The sequence below is a fragment of the Micromonospora sp. NPDC093277 genome (genome assembly GCF_044765245.1).
Lineage (GTDB): Bacteria > Actinomycetota > Actinomycetes > Mycobacteriales > Micromonosporaceae > Micromonospora.
This window is the reverse complement of record NZ_JBIWJO010000001.1, coordinates 403,779-421,891: the sequence shown is the minus strand read 5'-3', so window position 1 is coordinate 421,891 and position 18,113 is coordinate 403,779. Positions and strand designations below refer to the sequence as shown.

At 68.9% G+C, this 18,113-nt stretch carries 16 protein-coding genes; 7 read left to right on the top strand and 9 right to left on the bottom strand.

Annotation, left to right across the window (positions count from 1 at the left end):
- Positions 1-295: 295 nt before the first annotated feature.
- A complete protein-coding gene (locus ACIRG9_RS01910; protein WP_402848713.1) occupies positions 296-1,495 on the top strand; it encodes an MFS transporter in 1,200 nt (399 codons plus the stop codon).
- 42 nt (positions 1,496-1,537) lie between these two features.
- Here the strand turns inward: ACIRG9_RS01910 and ACIRG9_RS01905 are convergent, their stop codons facing one another.
- Entirely contained in the window at positions 1,538-2,263 is a 726-nt protein-coding gene (locus ACIRG9_RS01905; RefSeq protein WP_402848711.1) for a TetR/AcrR family transcriptional regulator, read from the bottom strand.
- Between the two features lie 90 nt (positions 2,264-2,353).
- On the opposite strand from ACIRG9_RS01905, the gene ACIRG9_RS01900 reads away from it, so the two are divergent.
- On the top strand, positions 2,354-3,529 hold the full coding sequence (locus tag ACIRG9_RS01900; protein WP_402848709.1) for an FAD-dependent monooxygenase: 1,176 nt from the start codon (positions 2,354-2,356) through the stop codon (positions 3,527-3,529).
- A 94-nt stretch (positions 3,530-3,623) separates the two neighbouring features.
- Here the strand turns inward: ACIRG9_RS01900 and ACIRG9_RS01895 are convergent, their stop codons facing one another.
- The 3 genes from ACIRG9_RS01895 to ACIRG9_RS01885 form a co-directional block, all read right to left on the bottom strand.
- Complete coding sequence (locus tag ACIRG9_RS01895; protein ID WP_402848706.1) at positions 3,624-4,145, bottom strand: N-acetyltransferase; 522 nt, start codon at positions 4,143-4,145, stop codon at positions 3,624-3,626.
- Positions 4,145-4,873, bottom strand: a complete 729-nt coding sequence (locus ACIRG9_RS01890) for a CE1759 family FMN reductase (RefSeq protein WP_402848704.1) — start codon at positions 4,871-4,873, stop codon at positions 4,145-4,147. The genes ACIRG9_RS01895 and ACIRG9_RS01890 overlap by 1 nt, the downstream gene beginning before the upstream one ends.
- 66 nt (positions 4,874-4,939) lie before the next feature.
- Positions 4,940-6,127, bottom strand: coding sequence for a CE1758 family FMN-dependent luciferase-like monooxygenase (locus ACIRG9_RS01885; protein ID WP_402848702.1), 1,188 nt, complete (start codon positions 6,125-6,127; stop codon positions 4,940-4,942).
- 90 nt (positions 6,128-6,217) lie between these two features.
- On the opposite strand from ACIRG9_RS01885, the gene ACIRG9_RS01880 reads away from it, so the two are divergent.
- Positions 6,218-6,721 (top strand): MarR family winged helix-turn-helix transcriptional regulator, encoded by a 504-nt coding sequence (locus tag ACIRG9_RS01880; protein WP_402848699.1) that lies wholly within the window; start codon positions 6,218-6,220, stop codon positions 6,719-6,721.
- Positions 6,722-6,855: 134 nt separating this feature from the next.
- Here the strand turns inward: ACIRG9_RS01880 and ACIRG9_RS01875 are convergent, their stop codons facing one another.
- Genes ACIRG9_RS01875 through ACIRG9_RS01865 form a run of 3 tightly spaced genes read right to left on the bottom strand, consistent with a single transcriptional unit; the run spans position 6,856 to position 8,566 of the window.
- Positions 6,856-7,113 carry a DivIVA domain-containing protein gene (locus ACIRG9_RS01875; RefSeq protein WP_402848696.1) on the bottom strand — a complete coding sequence of 86 codons (258 nt, stop codon included), beginning with the start codon at positions 7,111-7,113 and terminating at the stop codon, positions 6,856-6,858.
- Entirely contained in the window at positions 7,110-8,306 is a 1,197-nt protein-coding gene (locus ACIRG9_RS01870; RefSeq protein ID WP_402848693.1) for an FAD-binding oxidoreductase, read from the bottom strand. The genes ACIRG9_RS01875 and ACIRG9_RS01870 overlap by 4 nt, the downstream gene beginning before the upstream one ends.
- Positions 8,303-8,566, bottom strand: coding sequence for a hypothetical protein (locus ACIRG9_RS01865; protein ID WP_402848691.1), 264 nt, complete (start codon positions 8,564-8,566; stop codon positions 8,303-8,305). The genes ACIRG9_RS01870 and ACIRG9_RS01865 overlap by 4 nt, the downstream gene beginning before the upstream one ends.
- Before the next feature lie 228 nt (positions 8,567-8,794).
- Between ACIRG9_RS01865 and ACIRG9_RS01860 the strand changes: the two genes are divergently transcribed.
- Both ACIRG9_RS01860 and ACIRG9_RS01855 read left to right on the top strand, forming a co-directional pair.
- Positions 8,795-9,877 (top strand): DUF5919 domain-containing protein, encoded by a 1,083-nt coding sequence (locus tag ACIRG9_RS01860; protein WP_402848689.1) that lies wholly within the window; start codon positions 8,795-8,797, stop codon positions 9,875-9,877.
- Positions 9,874-10,689, top strand: a complete 816-nt coding sequence (locus ACIRG9_RS01855) for an inositol monophosphatase family protein (RefSeq protein WP_402848686.1) — start codon at positions 9,874-9,876, stop codon at positions 10,687-10,689. The genes ACIRG9_RS01860 and ACIRG9_RS01855 overlap by 4 nt, the downstream gene beginning before the upstream one ends.
- Here ACIRG9_RS01855 and ACIRG9_RS01850 read toward each other — a convergent pair.
- Positions 10,686-11,564, bottom strand: a complete 879-nt coding sequence (locus ACIRG9_RS01850; protein WP_402848685.1) for a hypothetical protein — start codon at positions 11,562-11,564, stop codon at positions 10,686-10,688. The two genes, ACIRG9_RS01855 and ACIRG9_RS01850, sit on opposite strands and share 4 nt — an antisense overlap.
- 313 nt (positions 11,565-11,877) lie before the next feature.
- Here ACIRG9_RS01850 and ACIRG9_RS01845 point away from each other — a divergent pair, with 313 nt between their 5' ends.
- Both ACIRG9_RS01845 and ACIRG9_RS01840 read left to right on the top strand, forming a co-directional pair.
- Positions 11,878-14,889, top strand: a complete 3,012-nt coding sequence (locus ACIRG9_RS01845; RefSeq protein WP_402850207.1) for a DUF3427 domain-containing protein — start codon at positions 11,878-11,880, stop codon at positions 14,887-14,889.
- Between the two features lie 244 nt (positions 14,890-15,133).
- The gene (locus ACIRG9_RS01840; RefSeq protein ID WP_402848682.1) at positions 15,134-15,787 is read left to right on the top strand and encodes a DivIVA domain-containing protein; all 654 of its coding nucleotides are present in this window, start codon (positions 15,134-15,136) and stop codon (positions 15,785-15,787) included.
- Between the two features lie 25 nt (positions 15,788-15,812).
- Here the strand turns inward: ACIRG9_RS01840 and ACIRG9_RS01835 are convergent, their stop codons facing one another.
- Entirely contained in the window at positions 15,813-17,966 is a 2,154-nt protein-coding gene (locus tag ACIRG9_RS01835; protein ID WP_402848680.1) for an MMPL family transporter, read from the bottom strand.
- Positions 17,967-18,113: the final 147 nt, after the last annotated feature.

Here is an 18,113-nt window from a genome sequence, read left to right as displayed (position 1 = left end):
TCGGCACAGTGCCCTCCCCGTTGTCGCCCCACAGTCGAGGCGAGGCGAACATAGACGGCTGGAGATGCATCGAACAAGGCTTGATTCCGCGCCCAGTAACAGGTAACACACGGAACGTAGCGGTCGAGATCGTCGGTTAATCCCTGTGAGCGACCACATCTGGCGAACGATGGCGAAGACCCCGCCTACCGTCCGAGTTGCCTGAAACCAAGATGGCCGCCCCCGACCGAAGATCTAGGATCACCGTGGCCGCGAAGCGCCGTGAGGCGATCCGGCGACGACGGAGGGGTGCGATGTGACGCCGGAGGTTTCGCCAGGCAGGGCCAGGGCCGCGCTCGTCGTACTCGCCCTTGCCGCGTTCGCGTTCATCACGACCGAGCTACTGCCCATCGGCCTGCTCACCGTCATCGCACCCGACCTGGACCGGTCGCGCTCGCAGGTGGGCCTGCTGGTCAGCGGGTACGCCGTCGTGGTCGTGCTGGCGTCGGTGCCGCTAGCCCGGTTGACCCAGCGGATCCCGCGCCGCCAACTGCTCGGCGCCACCATGGTCCTGTTCGCGGTGGCGAACGTCGCGGCCGCGCTCGCGTCGACGTACGCCGTGCTGGCCGGCGCCCGCCTGGTCACCGCGCTGGCTCAGGCACTGTTCTGGTCCGTCGCCTCGGCGACCGTGACCGGTCCCTTCCCGGCCGCCGTGCGCGGCCGGGTGGTGGCGCTGTTCTCGATGGGGGCGGCGCTCGCCCCGGTGCTCGGGGTCCCGCTGGGCACCTGGCTCGGGCAGCAGGCCGGCTGGCGGACACCGTTCGCGGCACTGGCCGGGGTCGGCCTGGCGATCGCCGTCGCGGTGGTCGCGCTGATCCCGTCCTACCCGCCGGACGCCGGGGGTGCCGCCCGGGGCACCGCACCGCACGCCCGACGCTTCACCATGCTCCTGGTCGCCACCGCCCTCGGCATCACCGGCTTCCTGACGCTGCAGACGTACGTCACGCCGTTCCTGCTCGACGTCAGCGGGTTCACCGCCGCCGCGCTGGCGCCGCTGCTGTTCGTCTCCGGCGTGGCCGGCGTCGCCGGCACGATCACCGTCGCCCGTACCCTGGACGCCCATCCGGTCGCCTCGCTGCTGGCGCCGCTGGGCGTCGGCACGGCCAGCCTGTTCGGCCTGTACGCGCTCGGCTCGCTCCAGCCCGCCACGGCAGTCCTGCTCGCCGGCATCGGCATCGCCTACGCGGCGTTCGGCACCGCCGTGCAGAGCCGGATGCTCCAGCTCGCCCCCGGCAGCACCGACCTCGCGTCGGCCGGGGTCAGCACCGCCTTCAACGTCGGTATCGGCGTCGGATCGTTGCTCGGCAGCGCCCTGCTGCCCGGCCCGGGGCCGCAGTCGCTCGCGCTGGTTGGCGGACTGCTGGCGCTGGCCGCGCTGGCGGTTCTCGCCGTCGACGCGCGACCGCGCACCGCCCGACCCGCACCTGACGTTCCAGCGCTGGCCCACCACACGTGAGGCCAAGACGGGGACGAGATCGCCGCGGTTGCACGCTGACTGTCACGTACGCCGGTCGACGAGTGCCGCGATGCCGTCGAGGACGCGGTCCAGGCCGAAGGTGAACTCGGCGTCGGGGTCGTAGGTCGCGTCGTGGTCGATGGCGCCGGCGGCGATGGCGGCGGTGATCGCCGGAAAGTTTCGCGGGTCGGCGAGGTGCGTCAGGGCCTGGCCGTAGTCGACCGGTTTGCGGTCGTCGGCCGCCTGGCCGGCGGCCATGGCGGCCCAACTGCGGACGAAGCCCGACAGCAGCATGACGATCGACAGCTTTTCCCGCTCGGCGACGGCGGTGCCGTGCAGGGCGGCGAGGCCGCGCTCCAGCCAGGCGATCTGGTTCGGGGTGATCGGCGGGGCGGTCACCGGGACCTGCAGCATCCAGGCGTTCGCTAGCAGGCCGGCCAGGTAGTCGCGGGACCACCGGTCGAGCCGGTCGCGCCAGCCGGTGGCGTCGCCGGGGTCGGCCGGCGGGGCGCCGAGCCCGGCGTCGAGCATGAGGTCCAGCAGTTCGTTCTTGGCGGCGACGTAGCGGTACAGCGCCATCGGTGAGGTGCCGAGTTCCTTGCCGACCCGCACCATCGACACCGCCGTCAGGCCCTCGGTGGCGGCCAGTCGCACGGCGGTGTCGACGATCTGTTCCAGGCTCAGGCCGGGCCGGGGCCCGTAGCTGGGGCGGCTACGCAGCCCCCACGCCGCCTCGATGCTCGCCGGCACCCCGGAATCGCCATCCACGCCCACCTCTTGCTTATACCATAAGCAGTGATGTTTAATCCTTAAGCAGTGATGCGTATGGGTTACGCAATCGACCTCGGGAGGCTCGTCATGCGAGTGCTCATCTCCGGTGCCGGCGTCGCCGGCCCTGCCCTCGCCTACTGGCTGCACCGTCACGGGTTCACCGCTACCGTCGTCGAGCGCGCCCCCGGGCTGCGCGACGGCGGGCACGCGGTGGACTTCCGCGGCGAGGCCCACCTGTCCGTCCTGCGCCGCATGGGGGTGCTGGACGAGATCGAGCGCCACCGCACCGGCATGGGCGCCATGCACTACGTGAACGCCGAGGGGCACCGGGTCAGCAGCATGCCGGCCGACCTGTTCGCCGGCGACGTGGAGATCCTGCGCAGCGACCTGGCCCGCATCCTCCACGACGCCACCGCACCGAACGGCGTCGAATACCTGTTCGGCGACACCATCACCGCCATCGCCGAGGATCCGGAGGGCGTCACGGTCACCTTCGAACACGCCCCGGCACGTCGGTTCGACCTCGTGATCGGCGCCGACGGACTGCACTCCACCGTCCGCGACCTGGCGTTCGGTCCCGAATCGCAGTACGTGCGCCACCTCGGCGTGCACTGCGCGATCTTCCCCGTCGACAACTACCTCGGCCTCGACCACACGGGCCTGGCCTACCGCACGCCCAGCAAGGTCGTCACCGTCTCCAGCGCCCGGCACAACACCGAGGCCAGGGCGATGCTCTTCTTCGGATCGCCGCAGCAGGACTACGACCGGCGCGACCTCGACGCGCAGAAACGGATCGTCGCCGACGCGTTCGCCGGAGTCGGCTGGGAGACGCCCCGGCTGCTCGACACGCTGCGGGAGACGCCGGAGCTCTACCTCGACTCCGTCGCCCAGGTTCGCCTGGATCGCTGGTCGACCGGACGGGTCGCCCTGCTCGGCGACGCCGCCTACTCTCCCTGCCTGCTGTCCGGCATGGGCTCCGGCCTCGCCGTCGTCGGCGCCTACGTCCTGGCCGGCGAACTCGCCGCGGCCGGCGGCGACCACCGGGTGGCCTTCGCCCGCTACGAGCAGATCATGCGCCCGTACGTCGAGGGCGCGCAGAAATCAGGGCAGGGCATCAGCAGGTGGATGGTGCCGCAGGGCCGGCTGCTGACCGCGTTCCTGAACCAGTACGTGCGGCTCATCCCGTACCTGCCCGGCAAGCAGCTCGTCGCGAACGCGGCCCGGCGCACCGCCGAGGCAGTGCAGCTGCCCGCCTATGCGTGACAGCGGCGACGCCGCGCGTAACAGCCGGCGGCATGACGCGGACCCGCGAGCGGCGCGCAGCACTCGATCCGCAGGCGTCGACGCCGCTCTCGACCTAACGATGTCGGTAGTCGAGCTCAGCGAACTCGGGGTGCGCGGCCATGAATGCGATGACGAACGGGCACAGCGGCAGGACCCGCAGGTCCTGCGCCCGCACCATGTCGAGTGACTCGGTGATCAGACGTGTGGCGAGCCCGTTGCCCTTCAGTTCCTTGCGGATCTCAGTATGGCTGAACACGACGAGATCGTTGGCCCGCTGATATTCCGCGAACCCCGCGAGCGTCTCGCCAAGGCGGATCTCGAACCGTGACATCGCCGTGTTGTCGACGACCTCCGGCGCGGTCCGCTGCCGGCCGTCGTTGGCGCGGTAGCCCAGGGCGTAACTGGGGCAGCGGTCAACCACGTCGATGACGTCGTCCACGGCGGCGGCCTCGGGCGTGATCCAGGGCCGGCGGGTGGGGTCGAAGACCAGCGGCAGGCCGCGAACGCATTCGGTGGCGTGTCGACAGCGGCTGGCGTCCCAGGTGACGGTGATGCCTGGCGCTGGGTACTCACGCAAGTCGTTCTCGGAAGACATCACGCGCTCCTGTCATCATGGGAGTCTTCTGAGTTCCGGGCCGACTGGCCGCCGGCGGCCAGTCGCATCAGGTCCGTGTCGAAGTCCACGTCTTCGATGGACCGCTCGGTCCGGGTCGCGTTGCCGTTGAACTGGTGCTGGTAGGCGCGCCAGTTGTCGTCGGCGATCTCGCGAGGTGCGCCGCTGCGCAGTAGCAGCACGAGTTCGGTGGCCGCTCGGTTGATCCGGCTGCCGAGCTCTGCGGAGCCCCAGTCCTCGGGGGCGGCGTACAACGAGGTGGGGACGGGTATGGCGCGCAGGAACGCGAACAGCGGGCGCAGCTGCTCGTCGACGACCATGGCGTGGCGGCCGGTGCCGCCGGTGGCGCCGAGGATGACGGGTTTGGCGATCAGCAGGTCGTTGTCGATGAGGTCAGCGAAGGACTTGAACAGGCCGCTGATCCCGGCCTTGTAGACGGGTGTACTCGCGATGACAGCGTCGGCGGAGGCCAGCCGGTCGATGGCGGCTTGAACGGGTTCGGTGGGGAAACCGCCGACGATCGATCGGGCGATGTCGAGGGCGATCGGCGCCAGGTCGATGATCGTCACCGTGGCCTGGGAGCCCTCGGCATGGAGCAGGTCGAGAGTGCGCTGTGCGGCGCGCTCGGCAAGCAGCCGGGTCGATGACGGGGCACTGACGCCCGCGCTGACGACGGCGATGGTGACGGCCGAGGTTTGCGGAGTACTCATGTCAGGCTCCTGCGTTGAGCTGGCGTGGTGGTCCGATGGGCGTCCTCGCTGGCATGAGGGCGTGCATCAGAACGCCACCGGGAAGTTCGCCTGGACGCTTGGATCGCTGTCCTGGTACGGCGAGGTGCCGGACAGGTTGTCACCTCGGTTCGGGTTCGGCCGAGGCTGCCGCGGCTCGGCGTCGCCGTACTTCGCGGCAACCAGCGACGCGTGCGTGGGCGCGTCGGGAACGGCCGGAGCCCGCCGGGCTTTCATCTCCTTGCGTAGCACCGGCACCACTTCGGTGCCCAGTAGCTCGACCTGCTCCAGCGCCACCTCGATCGGCAGGGCCAACCCGTCGACCGCGAACAGTTGACGCTGGTAGTCGCCGAACCCCTCCTGGAAGGTGAGCACCTTGTCGATCACCTGCTGCGGGCTGCCGACGGTGATCGGGGTGCGTTCCATATGGTCTTCGAGCCGGGAGCCCCGGAACACCGGGTAGTTCTCGAAGTACGGCCGAAACGCGTCAACCGCGTCCTGGGAGCGCTTGGCGATGAACGACATGCCGCCCAGCCCGACGATCGCCTGCTCGGCGGTGCCGTGCCCGTAGTGCTCGAAGCGCTGCCGGTACAGGTCGACCAACGGCTTGAAGTGCAGGTTGGGCGCCAGGATGTGGTTGGCGAAGAAGCCGTTGCCGTAGAAGGCTGCCTGTTCGGCGATCTCCGGTGATCGGATCGACCCGTGCCACACGAACGGCGGTACGTCGTCCAGCGGGCGCGGCGTCGAGGTGAACCCCTGCAGCGGAGTCCGGAAACGGCCCTCCCAGTCGACCACGTCCTCGCGCCACAGCCGGTGCAGCAGGTTGTAGTTCTCCAGCGCCAGCGCGATCCCCTGGCGGATGTCCTTGCCGAACCACGGGTAGACCGGCACCGTGTTGCCCCGGCCCACCATCAGGTCCAGTCGGCCGCCGGCCACATGCTGGAGCATCGCGTAGTCCTCGGCCAGTTTCACCGGGTCGTTGGTGGTCATCAGCGTGACCGACGTACTCAGGATGATGTTGCGGGTGACCGCCGCGATGTAGCCCAGCAGCGTCGTCGGCGACGACGGCACGAACGGTGGGTTGTGGTGTTCACCGAGCGCGAACACGTCGAGCCCGACCTCGTCGGCGCGCCGCGCCACCCGGATCATGTTCTGGATCCGCTCGGCCTCGCTGTAGGTGTAGCCCGTCATCGGATCGGGAGCGATGTCTCCGACGGTGAAAACTCCGAACTGCACGACAACCTCCTACCCACCTTGACTTGAATGTTCAAGCCAAGACACTAGCGCTCCGCACTTGAAGGTTCAAGCCAGTGGTAGGCTGAGCTCGTGGGGCGAGAATCACCGCAGCCGAAGAGCGCAACGCGGACCACCGAACCCCGCTGGCTGGACGATGACCAGCTGGCGTCCTGGCGCACGCTGGCGACCCTGACCGTCCGACTGCCATGGGCGCTGGAACGACAACTGCAGCAGGACGCCGAACTGAGCTTCATGGAGTACCACGTGCTCGCCCGGCTCTCCGAAGAACCCGACCGCCAACTCCGGATGAGCGTGCTCGCCGAGCTGACCAGCTCCTCGCTCTCGCGCCTCTCCCACCTGGTCAAGCGACTGGAGGCACGGGGCTACGTATACCGCGCACCCGACCAGACCAACGGTCGCTTCACCGTCGCGACGCTCACCGACCTCGGCTATACCAAGCTTGCCGCGACCGCTCCCAACCATGTGAACGAAGTACGCCGGCTCGTCATCGACCGGCTCAGCGCCGACGAACTCCGGCTGCTCGGCGACCTGGCCGATCGCCTGGTCGAAGGCATCGAGCGGGCCGACCCCTAGCCAGGGGGTGTCACCGATCCAGGGGAACTCGGGCGCGAATCGGATGAGACGGGCCGGCGTGATCTGGGCGACAGGCCCCCAATGAAGGGGCGACGCCAGATGATGCACCCGAACTCCGATGACCGGATGGGGGGTCAGTAACCGAGCCTCCGCGCTGCCTCGGTCGACTGCCAGCTGCGCAGGGCGTTCTTGATCCGCCGGTTCTCGGCGCGTACCTCGGCGAGCTGGCGGGACCGCTCCCCCAGCTCGTAGGCGAGCCGGTGCAGCAGCGCGTCGACGTGGTCTACCTGGTAGCCACGCCGGCCCAGCCGAGTGGAGGGCAAGGCGAACGCGGCGACCTGGTCGGGCGTGAGCGGCCCGCGCAGGGCGTTGCGGCTGCGGTAGACGGTCATCGCCACGGGATCCGTTCCGGCAGGTGGATCCGCTCGGCGGGCACCCCAGCGGCGTGCAGCCGCAGCCGTGACCCGGCCAGCATCGCCGGCGGCCCGCACACGTACACCGCCTGGTCGGGGCGCAGATACTCGACGGCGACGGTGAGCGCGTCACCCCGCTCACCCAGCTCGGCGAACGGATCGTGGGAGAACGCCGGCACGATCGTCAGCCAGTCGTGGCGCAGCTGGTCGAGGGTGACCGCGTCGTACAGGCTCTCCACCGCGCGGGCCCCGACAATTAGGGTCACCGGCCGGCCGTCCGGGGCGGCGGCGACCTGCTCGACCAGGGCACGCAGCGGGGCCAGCCCGGTCCCACCGGCGATCAGCAGCAGGTGACTGTCTTTGCCGAGTTCGAGGCCGGTATCCGTGGGTGGGCCGAAGTGCAGCAGCTCGCCGGGGCGTACCTCGTGAACCAGGCTGGTGGAGACGGTGCCGGCGGGGACCGCGCGGACGTGCAGCTCGACGGTGCCGTCCGGGCGGGGCGCGTTCGCCGGGCACAGCCAGCGCCACAGGCCGGGCCGGCGCGGCGTGCACACCGGCACCGCCTGGCCCGGCCAGTAGGGCAGCCGCCGCCACGGCCGTACCGTCAGGATGGCCACGCCGTCGCAGGCCCGGTCGTGGCCGATCACCTCGGCCGGCCACCAGGCCGGGCCGTCGCCTGTCAGCCCGGCGGCCCGCTCGACCTTCGGCCAGGGCACCGCGGTTTGCAGGGCGTCGTCGATGACGGCGGCGTGGTCCGGGCGCAGGCCGAAGCGACGGTACGCGCGGCCGAGCACCGCCAGCAGCGCCAACCTGTTGGGGCGGTCGTCTTTGATCGTGAGTTGTCGCAGCGCGGCGTGCAGCAGCGGAGCCTCCCGCTCCGGCAGCAGGCCCGGGCAGCGGTCCTCCACCGCCTCCCAGAAGCCGGCAGCGCTGCGTTCCTGGCGCGTTTTCAGGACGCCCATCAGGTAGTCGGTCGCGCGCCGATGCTGCGCCTCCGACCAGCCCAGGGACGGAATCTCGGGCTCGCCGCCGGTCCCGCTGGTCAGCGACCGCGCCAGGTGCGCCTTCAGCCGGTTCCAGTCCACCCCGATCAGGTACGCGGACAGTTCCACGTCCGCCGCCACCAGACTCAGCCAGTGGGCTGCCACCTCGCGTGCCTCCGGCTCGGTCATCGTGTCTGGCCCCTGGCCTCGCTCCGGTCCTCGGTTTCGCGCTGGTCCCCGGCGAGCTGTTCAGCGGTGAGGCCGGCGGCTTCGAGGGTGCCGTGGCCCCAACGGGCCAGGCGGCACGGGTACGGGACGCGTTCGCTGCGGCAGAGCAGGCCGTGCGGCCAGGGTTCCGGCGCGTGGACGCGGACCGCCAGTGCGGCGAGGGCCAGGTCCTCGTCGGTGACCGGGACGAGGACGGGAAAGTCGGCGAGTACGGCGGACATCGGTGGGCGCCTCCGAGAGGTAAGGAGGGGCCCCTTGTTAACGGATCCGGTATAGGAAGGGGCCCCTCTTAACAGGTGGAGCGGCACCGGGGCGGGCGGGGACAGCGGATCCGCTTTCGGGGGAGGGCGGGACCACCGGGAGCCCAGCACCCGCCCCGGGCCATGCGTCCACCCTGGTCAGCCGCCCGGGTCCACAACATGGCTACTGGCTGCACCCTGTCGGTAACTGTGCTGCACCATCTGACGCTACGCTGCCCAAGGACCGATCTCGATGTGACCGAAGGCGACACGATGACGACCGTGCACCGGTGGACCGGCTGGGAAACGCGAGCACTGCGCCAGGCCCTGCGGATGAGTATCAAAGACTTCTCCGCGCACCTGGGCGTCGCCGAACGGACCGTGTCGAAATGGGAAGCCGGGCAGGACACGATCCGCCCAAGACCGGAGATGCAGGCCGCGCTCGATACCGCACTGAGCAAGGCGGCCGAGGATGTACGCGATCGGTTCATCCTCGCGGTCAACGTCAACGAGCGACGGTTGCCGGCTGATGCTGGCCGCGCAGACCTGGGAGCAGTGGCCCGCAAGCGGGTAGCAGTCCTCCGCGCCCTCGCCGGCCAGTCGCCGACCGATTTCGCCGAACTGCTGGCCGCACCACTCGGTTGGCGGCCGAGCGCCGAGATGGTGCTGCGCTGGGAGACCACCGAGACGCCACCCGGCGACGTGCTGCTCGCGCTCAACACGCTGGATCAAAGCCTGTCGCCCCAACTTCATGACGGCTTGGCCGGCCTGACGGCGGTCTACCCGAGCCGGTCACAGCTCTCCGCGCATCTACCGGCCGATCAACTCCTCGATGGGGCTCGGGACATACGGGCGGTTGGCCTGTCCCTCAACATGCTCTGCCAGGACTACGCGGACCGCCGCTGGCAGGCTCTCTTGGCGAGCGGCGCACAGGTTCGATGCCTGTTTCTCGATCCGGCCGGTTCGGCGATCCAGGCCCGCGAGGCAGAGGAAGGCTTTCCGACCGGGCAGCTTTCGGCGCTAACGAAGCTGAACATCGAGACGTTGCTGCGGGTGCGCGACCGGCTCCCTGCCAACAGGCGGGACAGTATGAACCTGGCGACCTACGACGAGACTCTGCGCTTCAACATCGTGCTGGTGGACGATCTGTGTGTGGCGCAGCCGTACCTGACAGAGAGCCGAGGCGTTGACTCCCCCGCCTTCGTCATTCGCCGAGACCTGCCCGGCGCAGGGCTGTACCCGGTGTTTGACCAGGTCTTCGAGTCGCAGTGGCAGCGCGGGCGGGCATTGTGACGGACTACCGGGACCTGCTACCGATCGCGGTAGAAGCTGCGAGGCGTGCGGCTGAGGCGATGCGTAATCGGTCGCCGGGCAAGCTGACGGAGAAGGGCGATCGCGACGTCGCATCGGAACTGGACTACGCGATCGAACGCGATGTCCGGGCGTTCCTGGCCACGGAGACGCCTGAAATCGGATTCCTCGGTGAAGAGGAAGGATCGGTCGGGTCGGACGAGATGCGCTGGGTACTTGATCCGATCGACGGCACAGCCAACTTCGTGCGCCGCCTGCCCATGTGCGCCGTCTCGCTCGCCCTTGTGCACGAGGCCGAGTCGGTCCTCGGCGTCATCGAGCTGCCCTTCCTCGGCTCGCTCTATAAGGCCGCCAAGGGCGGCGGCGCCTACGCGAACGGGCGCGAGATCAGGGCCAGCCGCACCAATCACCTGAACGAAGCAATCGTCGCCATCGGCGACTACGCGGTAGGCCCGGATGCTGAGGCCAGGAACCGATTGCGACTCGCCCTGACCGCGCAACTCGCCGCCGAAGTTGAGAGAGTGCGCATGACTGGCAGCGCTGCGCTCGACTTGGCATGGCTCGCCGAGGGCAAGTTGGACGCGGCGCTGACCCTGTCTAACCATGCGTGGGACATGGCGGCAGGTGTTGCCATCGCGCGGGAGGCAGGAGCGGCCGTCATCGACGAAAACGGCGCTGCCCATGACACCCACTCGACTACCACGATCGCAGTCGCACCTTCGCTCAGCGAGGCTGTGCTCGGGATTTATCAGAAGGCCGCCTCGGTGGCGGAAGCCGGCCAGTGGCCCGTCTAGCGGGCGTCATTGCGTCGCCCCTGACGGCACAGCTGGACTGGCGGATGGTCGCGATCGAGCCCAAGCCTTCGGGTAGCAGGCGGCAATCCCAGGCGGTACGCGCGCCACTGTCGGGCAGCGTCGAGGAGCGGCCCACGGTGCGGTGCCGGGGCGGTACGCTGCGCCCGTTCCCAGAGGCGGACCAGGGCACCGGTGAAGGCGGTGATCGCCTCACCATCGGCCTCGACAAAGGCGGGGATGCGGGCGGTCCACTGCTCGGCTTCGGCTGGTCTGTGCCCGGCTCGGACGAGCCGGACCAGCATGAACGCGGTGTCGATCCAGGCGGCGCCCCGGCACGGGGCGGACCAGTCGACCAGCCGCAGCCGATCGCCGAGCAGAAAGTTCCGGGGCGTCATGTCGGTATGCAGGAGGGTGTCCCCATCGACCAGCTCGGGGGCGATGAGTCCGCGCCAGCGGTCGATGAACGACTGCACCTCAATGGGCGGGCAGGGCGTGAGCGCCTGGGCGAGCGCCGCCAGTAGATCCGCGACCGCATCCAGATCCGGGGAACCGGGTTCCAGGCTGGGGTGTGGGCCGGATGCGTGTTCGAAGCCGAGCAGGAGCCAGCCGTCACGTTCGACGGCCCAGCGGAGCCGGGGTGCCGCGTCGGGGAGCCACGGATTGATCCGGGCTTCCTTGCGATAAAGCCAGCCACCTGGGCTGTTCGTCTGTCCGCCCTTGCAGAAGATGCGCCCGGAGGGGGTGTGCAGGGTTACGGCGAGTTCGCAGGACGCGCCGTCGGGCAGCGACTCGGCACGGCTGACAGTGCCGGCGTGCCGCTCGACCTCGCGCCGCACCTCGACGGGGAGATCGTGCCATTGCTGGCGGCGCGGCATATTGGTGAGCCCTCCCGAGCAGCGGTCCCAGACAGCGTCACTTATACACGCTCCGGCGATTTCCCCCGCGGTACGAGCAAGAGCCGGGACGCCGCCGGACATACTGACCATGCCACGCCGTCAGAGGGATCCACAGAGATCGCCGTCCGTAGTAGTCCCGCCAATCGGACGGATGATGTCCGTAGACATCTGGATGCCGACACGGCTCCTTTAGGCGCAGCGGCATACGCCGACGGATGGTTAGCTCATTAGTGTGACGGATCTTGGGCGTGGAATCTATGAAAACTTGATCACTCAGCAGGTTGCAGAGGGCATGCGCAGGCTCGATCCCGCTCTGATCCAGCACGCCAGACTCGATCCCGTCGACGCACCGGACGTGCTCGCCCACTATCTGGCTGCCATTGCTCGCCGAGCACTGGCTGCCGTCCCTGGGAGCGACGACAATCTCGCCCGCCAGGTTGCGATCGCTAATCAGATCGCCACGAGCATTGAGACAATCGCACCGGGCGCGGCGGCGTCAGGCGACAAGATCGTCGACAGTCAACGTCTGCTACATGCCATCGCCGCCCCGCCGACTCCGCCCGCCACTCCTGCGTTCCCATACCGCCCTTCTACTCCCCTATCCGCAGGCGCTCTACTCGTCAACGGCCGCCACCAGCCGCGTATCGGCCACGAGGTCGCATACGAGATGGCCTCGGCGGACTCAGTCGACCTGCTGTGTGCGTTCATCAAGTGGTACGGCCTGCGCCTCATCGAGCCCGCCATCCGGGAGCTGATCGACCACGGTGGCCGCCTCCGGGTCATCACGACCACATACCTGGGCGCGACCGACCAGCGAGCCCTGGACCGGCTCGCCGAGCTGGGTGCCGACATCAAGGTCTCCTACGAGACCCGAACCACCCGCCTACACGCCAAGGCATGGCTGTTCCGCCGCAACAACGGCATGAGCACCGCGTATGTCGGATCGTCCAACCTGTCGAAGGCCGCCCTGGTCGACGGGGTGGAGTGGAACGTTCGGATCTCGAACGTCGAGCAGCCGCACGTCATCGACACGTTCGCAGCCACATTCGAGGACTATTGGAACGACCCGGCGTTCGAGGCATACGACCCGGCGAAGGATGGCGAGCGGCTGGGGTATGCGCTGCGGGGCGAGCGCGCCGACGAGGCGACCGAGATTGCGAACCTGGACGTGCGACCGTACCCGTACCAGGCCGAGATCCTGTCTGACCTGGATGCCGAGCGGCGGGTGCACGGCCGCCGGCGCAACCTGGTGGTCATGGCCACGGGGACCGGCAAGACAGTGGTCGCCGCGCTGGATTACCGCCGGTTACAGAGGGCCGGGGATGTCGATTCGCTGCTGTTTGTCGCGCATCAGGAGCAGATCCTGAAGCAGAGCCGGTCGATGTTCCGGCAGGTGATGGGGGACGGCAGCTTTGGCGAAAGGTTGGTCGCTGGGGACAGGCCAAAGCAGTGGCGGCACGTCTTCGCCTCGATCCAGTCGCTGCATCGGCAGGAAGTCGACCCCAAGCAGTTCGACATGGTGATCGTGGACGAGTTCCACCATGCCGAGGCGAAGACCTACGCCCGGCTGCTGGAACGGCTCCGGCCACGTGTACTCCTCGGATTGACCGCGACCCCCGACCGGGCGGACGGCCGCGACGTGCGGCGGTGGTTCGACGGGCATGCAGCTGTCGAGCTGCACCTACGGGAGGCGCTGGACCGGCAGTTGTTGGCACCCTTCCACTACTTCGGGATGCATGACGACGTGGACCTGTCACATCTTCAGTGGAAGCGCGGGCAGGGCTACGACCGGTCGGAGTTGGAAGGCCTCTACACCGGCAACCAGGCGCGGGCGCGGTTGGTGCTGCGGGCTGCCCAGAGGCTCGTTGACGTGGGACGGATGCGGGCGCTCGGCTTCTGTGTGAGCATCGGGCACGCCGAGTTCATGGCCGACTGGTTTACCCAGCATGGCGTACCGTCGGCGGCCGTCACGTCGGAGGTCGGCCGGCCGGAGCAACACAGCCTGATCCGAGACTTCAAGGCCGGCGAGCTGCGCGTTCTCTTCACCGTCGACCTGTTCAACGAGGGTGTCGACCTGCCGATGGTCGACACGATCTTCCTCCTGCGGCCCACTGAGAGCGCCACGATCTTTCTTCAGCAGCTTGGGCGTGGCCTGCGCCTGGACGACGACAAACCCTGTCTCACCGTGCTCGACTTCATCGGCGGGCAGCACGCCAACTTCCGGTTCGACCTGCGCTGGCGAGCCCTGACCGGAGTCAGCCGCCGAGAGATACACGACGCAGTATCCCAGGACTTCCCGACCTTGCCGAGCGGGTGCCACATCGAGCTGGACCGGGTCGCCAAGGAGGTGGTGCTTCGCAACTTGGAGCGGGCGGTCCCATCTTCGAAGAACAGCATGGTGGCTGAGCTGCGGCAGCTTGGGGACGTGAACCTGGCCGAGGTCCTGCGGGAGACCGGCCTGGAGGTCGAGGATGTGTACCGATCGGCGTCGTTGGGCGGCTGGAGTGGCTTGCGGCGGCTCGCCGGGGTGGAGACGCCGACGCCGGGGGCGAATGACCGGGAGCTGGGCCGGGCGATCGGCCGGATGCTGCACACCGACGACCTCGACCGGCTGGTGCTGTGGGAGGAGGCGGCGGCCGGCGGGCCGATGCCCGATGGGCGGCTGCTGGACATGCTGCACTTCAGCCTGTGGGGGCCGAACGTGCCGCTGTCGCAGCGGGAGGAGCGGTTGGCACGGCTGTGGGCCGATCCGGCTCGGTGCGCCGAGCTGCGCCAGCTCGCCGAGGTGTTGCGGGATCGGATCCACCGGGTCACCGAGCCGGTTGGGCTGGGGCAGGTGCCGCTGCGGGTGCACGCCCGGTATAGCCGCAACGAGGCGTGCGCCGCGTTCGGGATGCCAAACCCGGGGTCGCTGCGGGAGGGCGTGAAGTGGCTGCCCAACGAGCAGGCCGACCTCTTCTTCGTCACCCTGGTCAAGTCCGAGCAGCACTACTCCCCCACCACCATGTACGCCGACCGGGCCATCACCGAAGCCTTGTTCCAGTGGGAGTCGCAGAGCACGACGGCGTCGGCATCGGCGACCGGGCAGCGCTACATCAACCACGAAAAGCTGGGGTCGACCGTGCACCTGTTCGTCCGAGAGACCAAGGTCGCGGATCGCGACCTTGGTGTGCCGCCTTACCTCTACGCCGGGCCGATGACGTACCAGGAGCACACCGGTGACCGCCCGATGCGCATTATTTGGAAGCTCGCGCACGCACTTCCCGCCGACATGTATGCCGCTGCCCGGGCGATTGCTGCGTGAACAGATGACGGTCTGCTTGCGTCAGACTCCAGCGCCTACGAGAGGCTCCATGCCCGGCCGCAGGGCATTGCACCCTTGTGCTCTGGTGCGATGATCTCCGCAACAACCGTCGGGAGAGCGGGGCAGGGCCATGGAGCTTCGCAGGAGCCGATCCACCCTGATCGGTGGCATCACATTTCTGGCGCTCGGTGTCTTCACGCTGCTCTGCGGCCTGACCTACAGCGGTTTCCGAGCAGTCTTGGCATTGGTCCTCGGCGCCTTCGGATTGTTGATGGGCGGCACGCTCGCCTTCACTGGCGTCCGGCCGTTCCGGTTCCACATCGGCACCGAAGGGCTGACCGTCCGGCAGCCCGGACTCAACCGCCGCGTGCCGTGGACCGAGATCGACGCACTCATCCTCGACCAGCCGCTGCCGACCCTTGCCGGCAACAAGGCACCGTCCGCCGTGTTGCTGCTCGTACCGGCCAGCGGCTCGACTGTCGATCGTCCGCTGACCCATCGCAGCCCCGTGGACGACCGTCCCTGTTTCGTGCTGCTCGAACTGAACGACGTCCGGGAGCCGTCGAGCGAGGTGGCGGCGGCCCTGGCCAACTACGGCGGCAGCCGCTTCACGGATTTCCGGCAGCTGACCCGGCAGCGTTTCGACTCGCCGGATTTCACCATCGGGCTGCGCGGATATGACCCGGCCCAGGTGAATCGCCTCATCAAGGAGGGCCAGGAGGCGCTCGCCTCGGACGTGATGCTGAAGCGCCTCGGTGCGAAGGCAGAGATCGAACGGGCTCGCAAGAGCCTGCCGGCCGCCATGCGCGGGTACGACCGCATGCAGGTCGACGCGTTCCTGGACGAGCTGTCAGGCGCGCTGGCGCGCTGGGACGAGGAGAAGCGGGACGCCGGATAGCGCCCCGCCTCCCCCGTTCACGTGTCTACGGGTTCGCAGCCCCCGCCGGCTCCGGGGCGGCGTGTGCCCCCTTGACCGGCCGTACGTCCCCATGTCCCGGCCACCACGCGCCGTGCCCGATCAGCGCGGTCAACGCCGGTACGAAGAACATCGCCATCACGAAGGCCGACAGCACGATGCCGATCGCCACCGCGAAGCCCATCTGCTGCAGGAACGAGATCGGCGCGAGCATCAGCACCCCGAACGTGCCGGCCAGGATGAGGCCGGCTGCCGCGACGGTCGGGCCGGCGTGTTCCACGCCGATGGCGGCGGCCTGGTGCGGCTCGTTGCCCTCCCGTGCTTCTTCACGTAGTCGGGCGATCATCAGGATGTTGTAGTCGGTGCCGATCGCGACGACGAAGAGATAGAGGATGATCGGTAGCTGGAAGGTGACGCCGGGCTTGTCCTGCAGTCCTTGGAAGAGGTAGACGGTGGCGCCCAGCGTGGCGCCGAAGTTGAGCAGCACCGCGATCACGAGATAGATCGGCGCGACCAGGCTGCGCAGCAGCAGCGCGAGGATGAGCGCGATCAGGGCGGCCGCCACCGGCAGGATGACCGACAGGTCGCGGTTGTTCGCCGAGTTGATGTCCGCGAAGATCGCGGTGGCTCCGCCGACCAGCGCGCGGGTGCCTGGTGGGGCCGCCGCGTGTACGGCGTCGCGCAGGTCGTCGCGGACGAGGTCGATCGCCTCGTTGGAGACCGGGTTCTTGTCGAGCAGCAGGTTGACCCGTACCACGCTCGGGTCGTTGCCGTGCTCCGCGGGCTGCACCTGGCCGACCCCCGGGGCCTTCGCCGCGGCGGCGGCGAAGTCGTTGACCTGTTGCTCGGTCAGTGGCGAGCCGTTGCCGGTGGTCAGGTAGACCTCGGTGGGGGCGAGGGCACCGGCGGCGAACCCGTGCTGCATGTCCGCGGCGGCCTTCGCCGACTCGGTGTCCTGGGGGAAGCCGGCGCTGAAGTCGTAGTCGGCCTTGTAGGTCAGCACGCCGGCGGCGAGCGCGACCAGCAGGGCGCCGGAGGCCGCCGCGACGAGCGCCGGCCGGCGTCCGATGACGGTCCCGAGCCGGTGCGACATGGTGGCCTTGGGGGCGCGCTTCCAGGCCTTCGACGGCCAGAACACGTACCGGCCCAGCAGCGAGACGAGCGCCGGGATGAGGGTGAGCGAGGTGACCAGCATGACGGCGACGGCGATCGCGAGCGCCGGGCCGAGCGAGCCGAAGAAGCCGAGGGAGGCGAGGAGCAGCACGAGGAACGCGACGATGACCGCCCCGGCGGCCGAGGTGATGACCTCGCCGACCCGCGCGACGGTGATCGCCATCGCGGTGCGCTTGTCGTCGCCGGCGCGCAGCCGCTCGCGGTAGCGGAAGAGCAGGAACAGGATGTAGTCGGTGCCGATGCCGAACAGCACGATCAGCAGGATCGTCGACAGGTCCTGACTGACGTTGAGGTCGAACGCCTTGCCCGCCGCAGCGACGAGCCCGGTGGTGACGGTCATGACGAGGCTGATGACCACCACGGGTAGCAGCGCGGCGATGGGGCTGCGGAAGATGACCAGGATCAGCCCGATGATCAGGATGATTGTCGCGATGCCGACCACGGTGAAGGCCCCGTTGAAGGTGTCCTCGTTGTCGACGTAGCTCGCCACGTCGCCGGCCACGCCCGCGCTCAGCCCGCTGCCGGCCAGCTCCGGGCCGATGGCCGCCCGCAGATCGCGTACGGCGTCGAGCAGCGCCGGGTCGTCCGGGGTGGGCGCGTCGAGCCCGACGTTGACCACCTGCACCGACTTGTCCGGCGCTACCGCCGGCGGGCCGGTCTGGTAGCCGGAGGTGTGGGAGATGTTCCTGGCCTTGAGCGACTCGGCGAACTGGCCCACCTTCGCCTCGTCCGCCGGCGTGAGCTTCTGCCCGTCGGCGCGTTTGACCACGATGACCGCCGTGGCGGTGACCTGCTGCGGGAACGCCTTCTTGCCGAGCTCGGTGGCCTGCACCGACTCGTAGGAGTGCGGCAGGAAGCTCTCCTGGTCGGCGGAGGTGATGTCGCTCAGCGACGGTGTGGTGGCGATGATGGCGGTGGCCGCCAGCAGCCAGCCGGCTATCACCCACCACGCTCTGCGTACGACGAATGTGCCCAGCCGCTCGAACATTGATTTCCCCCGGTGTGTTCGTGGCTACCCCGCGTGAATGTTAGTGCCGGTGGGCACACCTTTTCAGACGGCTCGCTGACACTCCGTCAACCGTCCGAATGCGCCAACATCGCCCGCGCCCGTCGGTTGTCATCCGACGACGGGCTC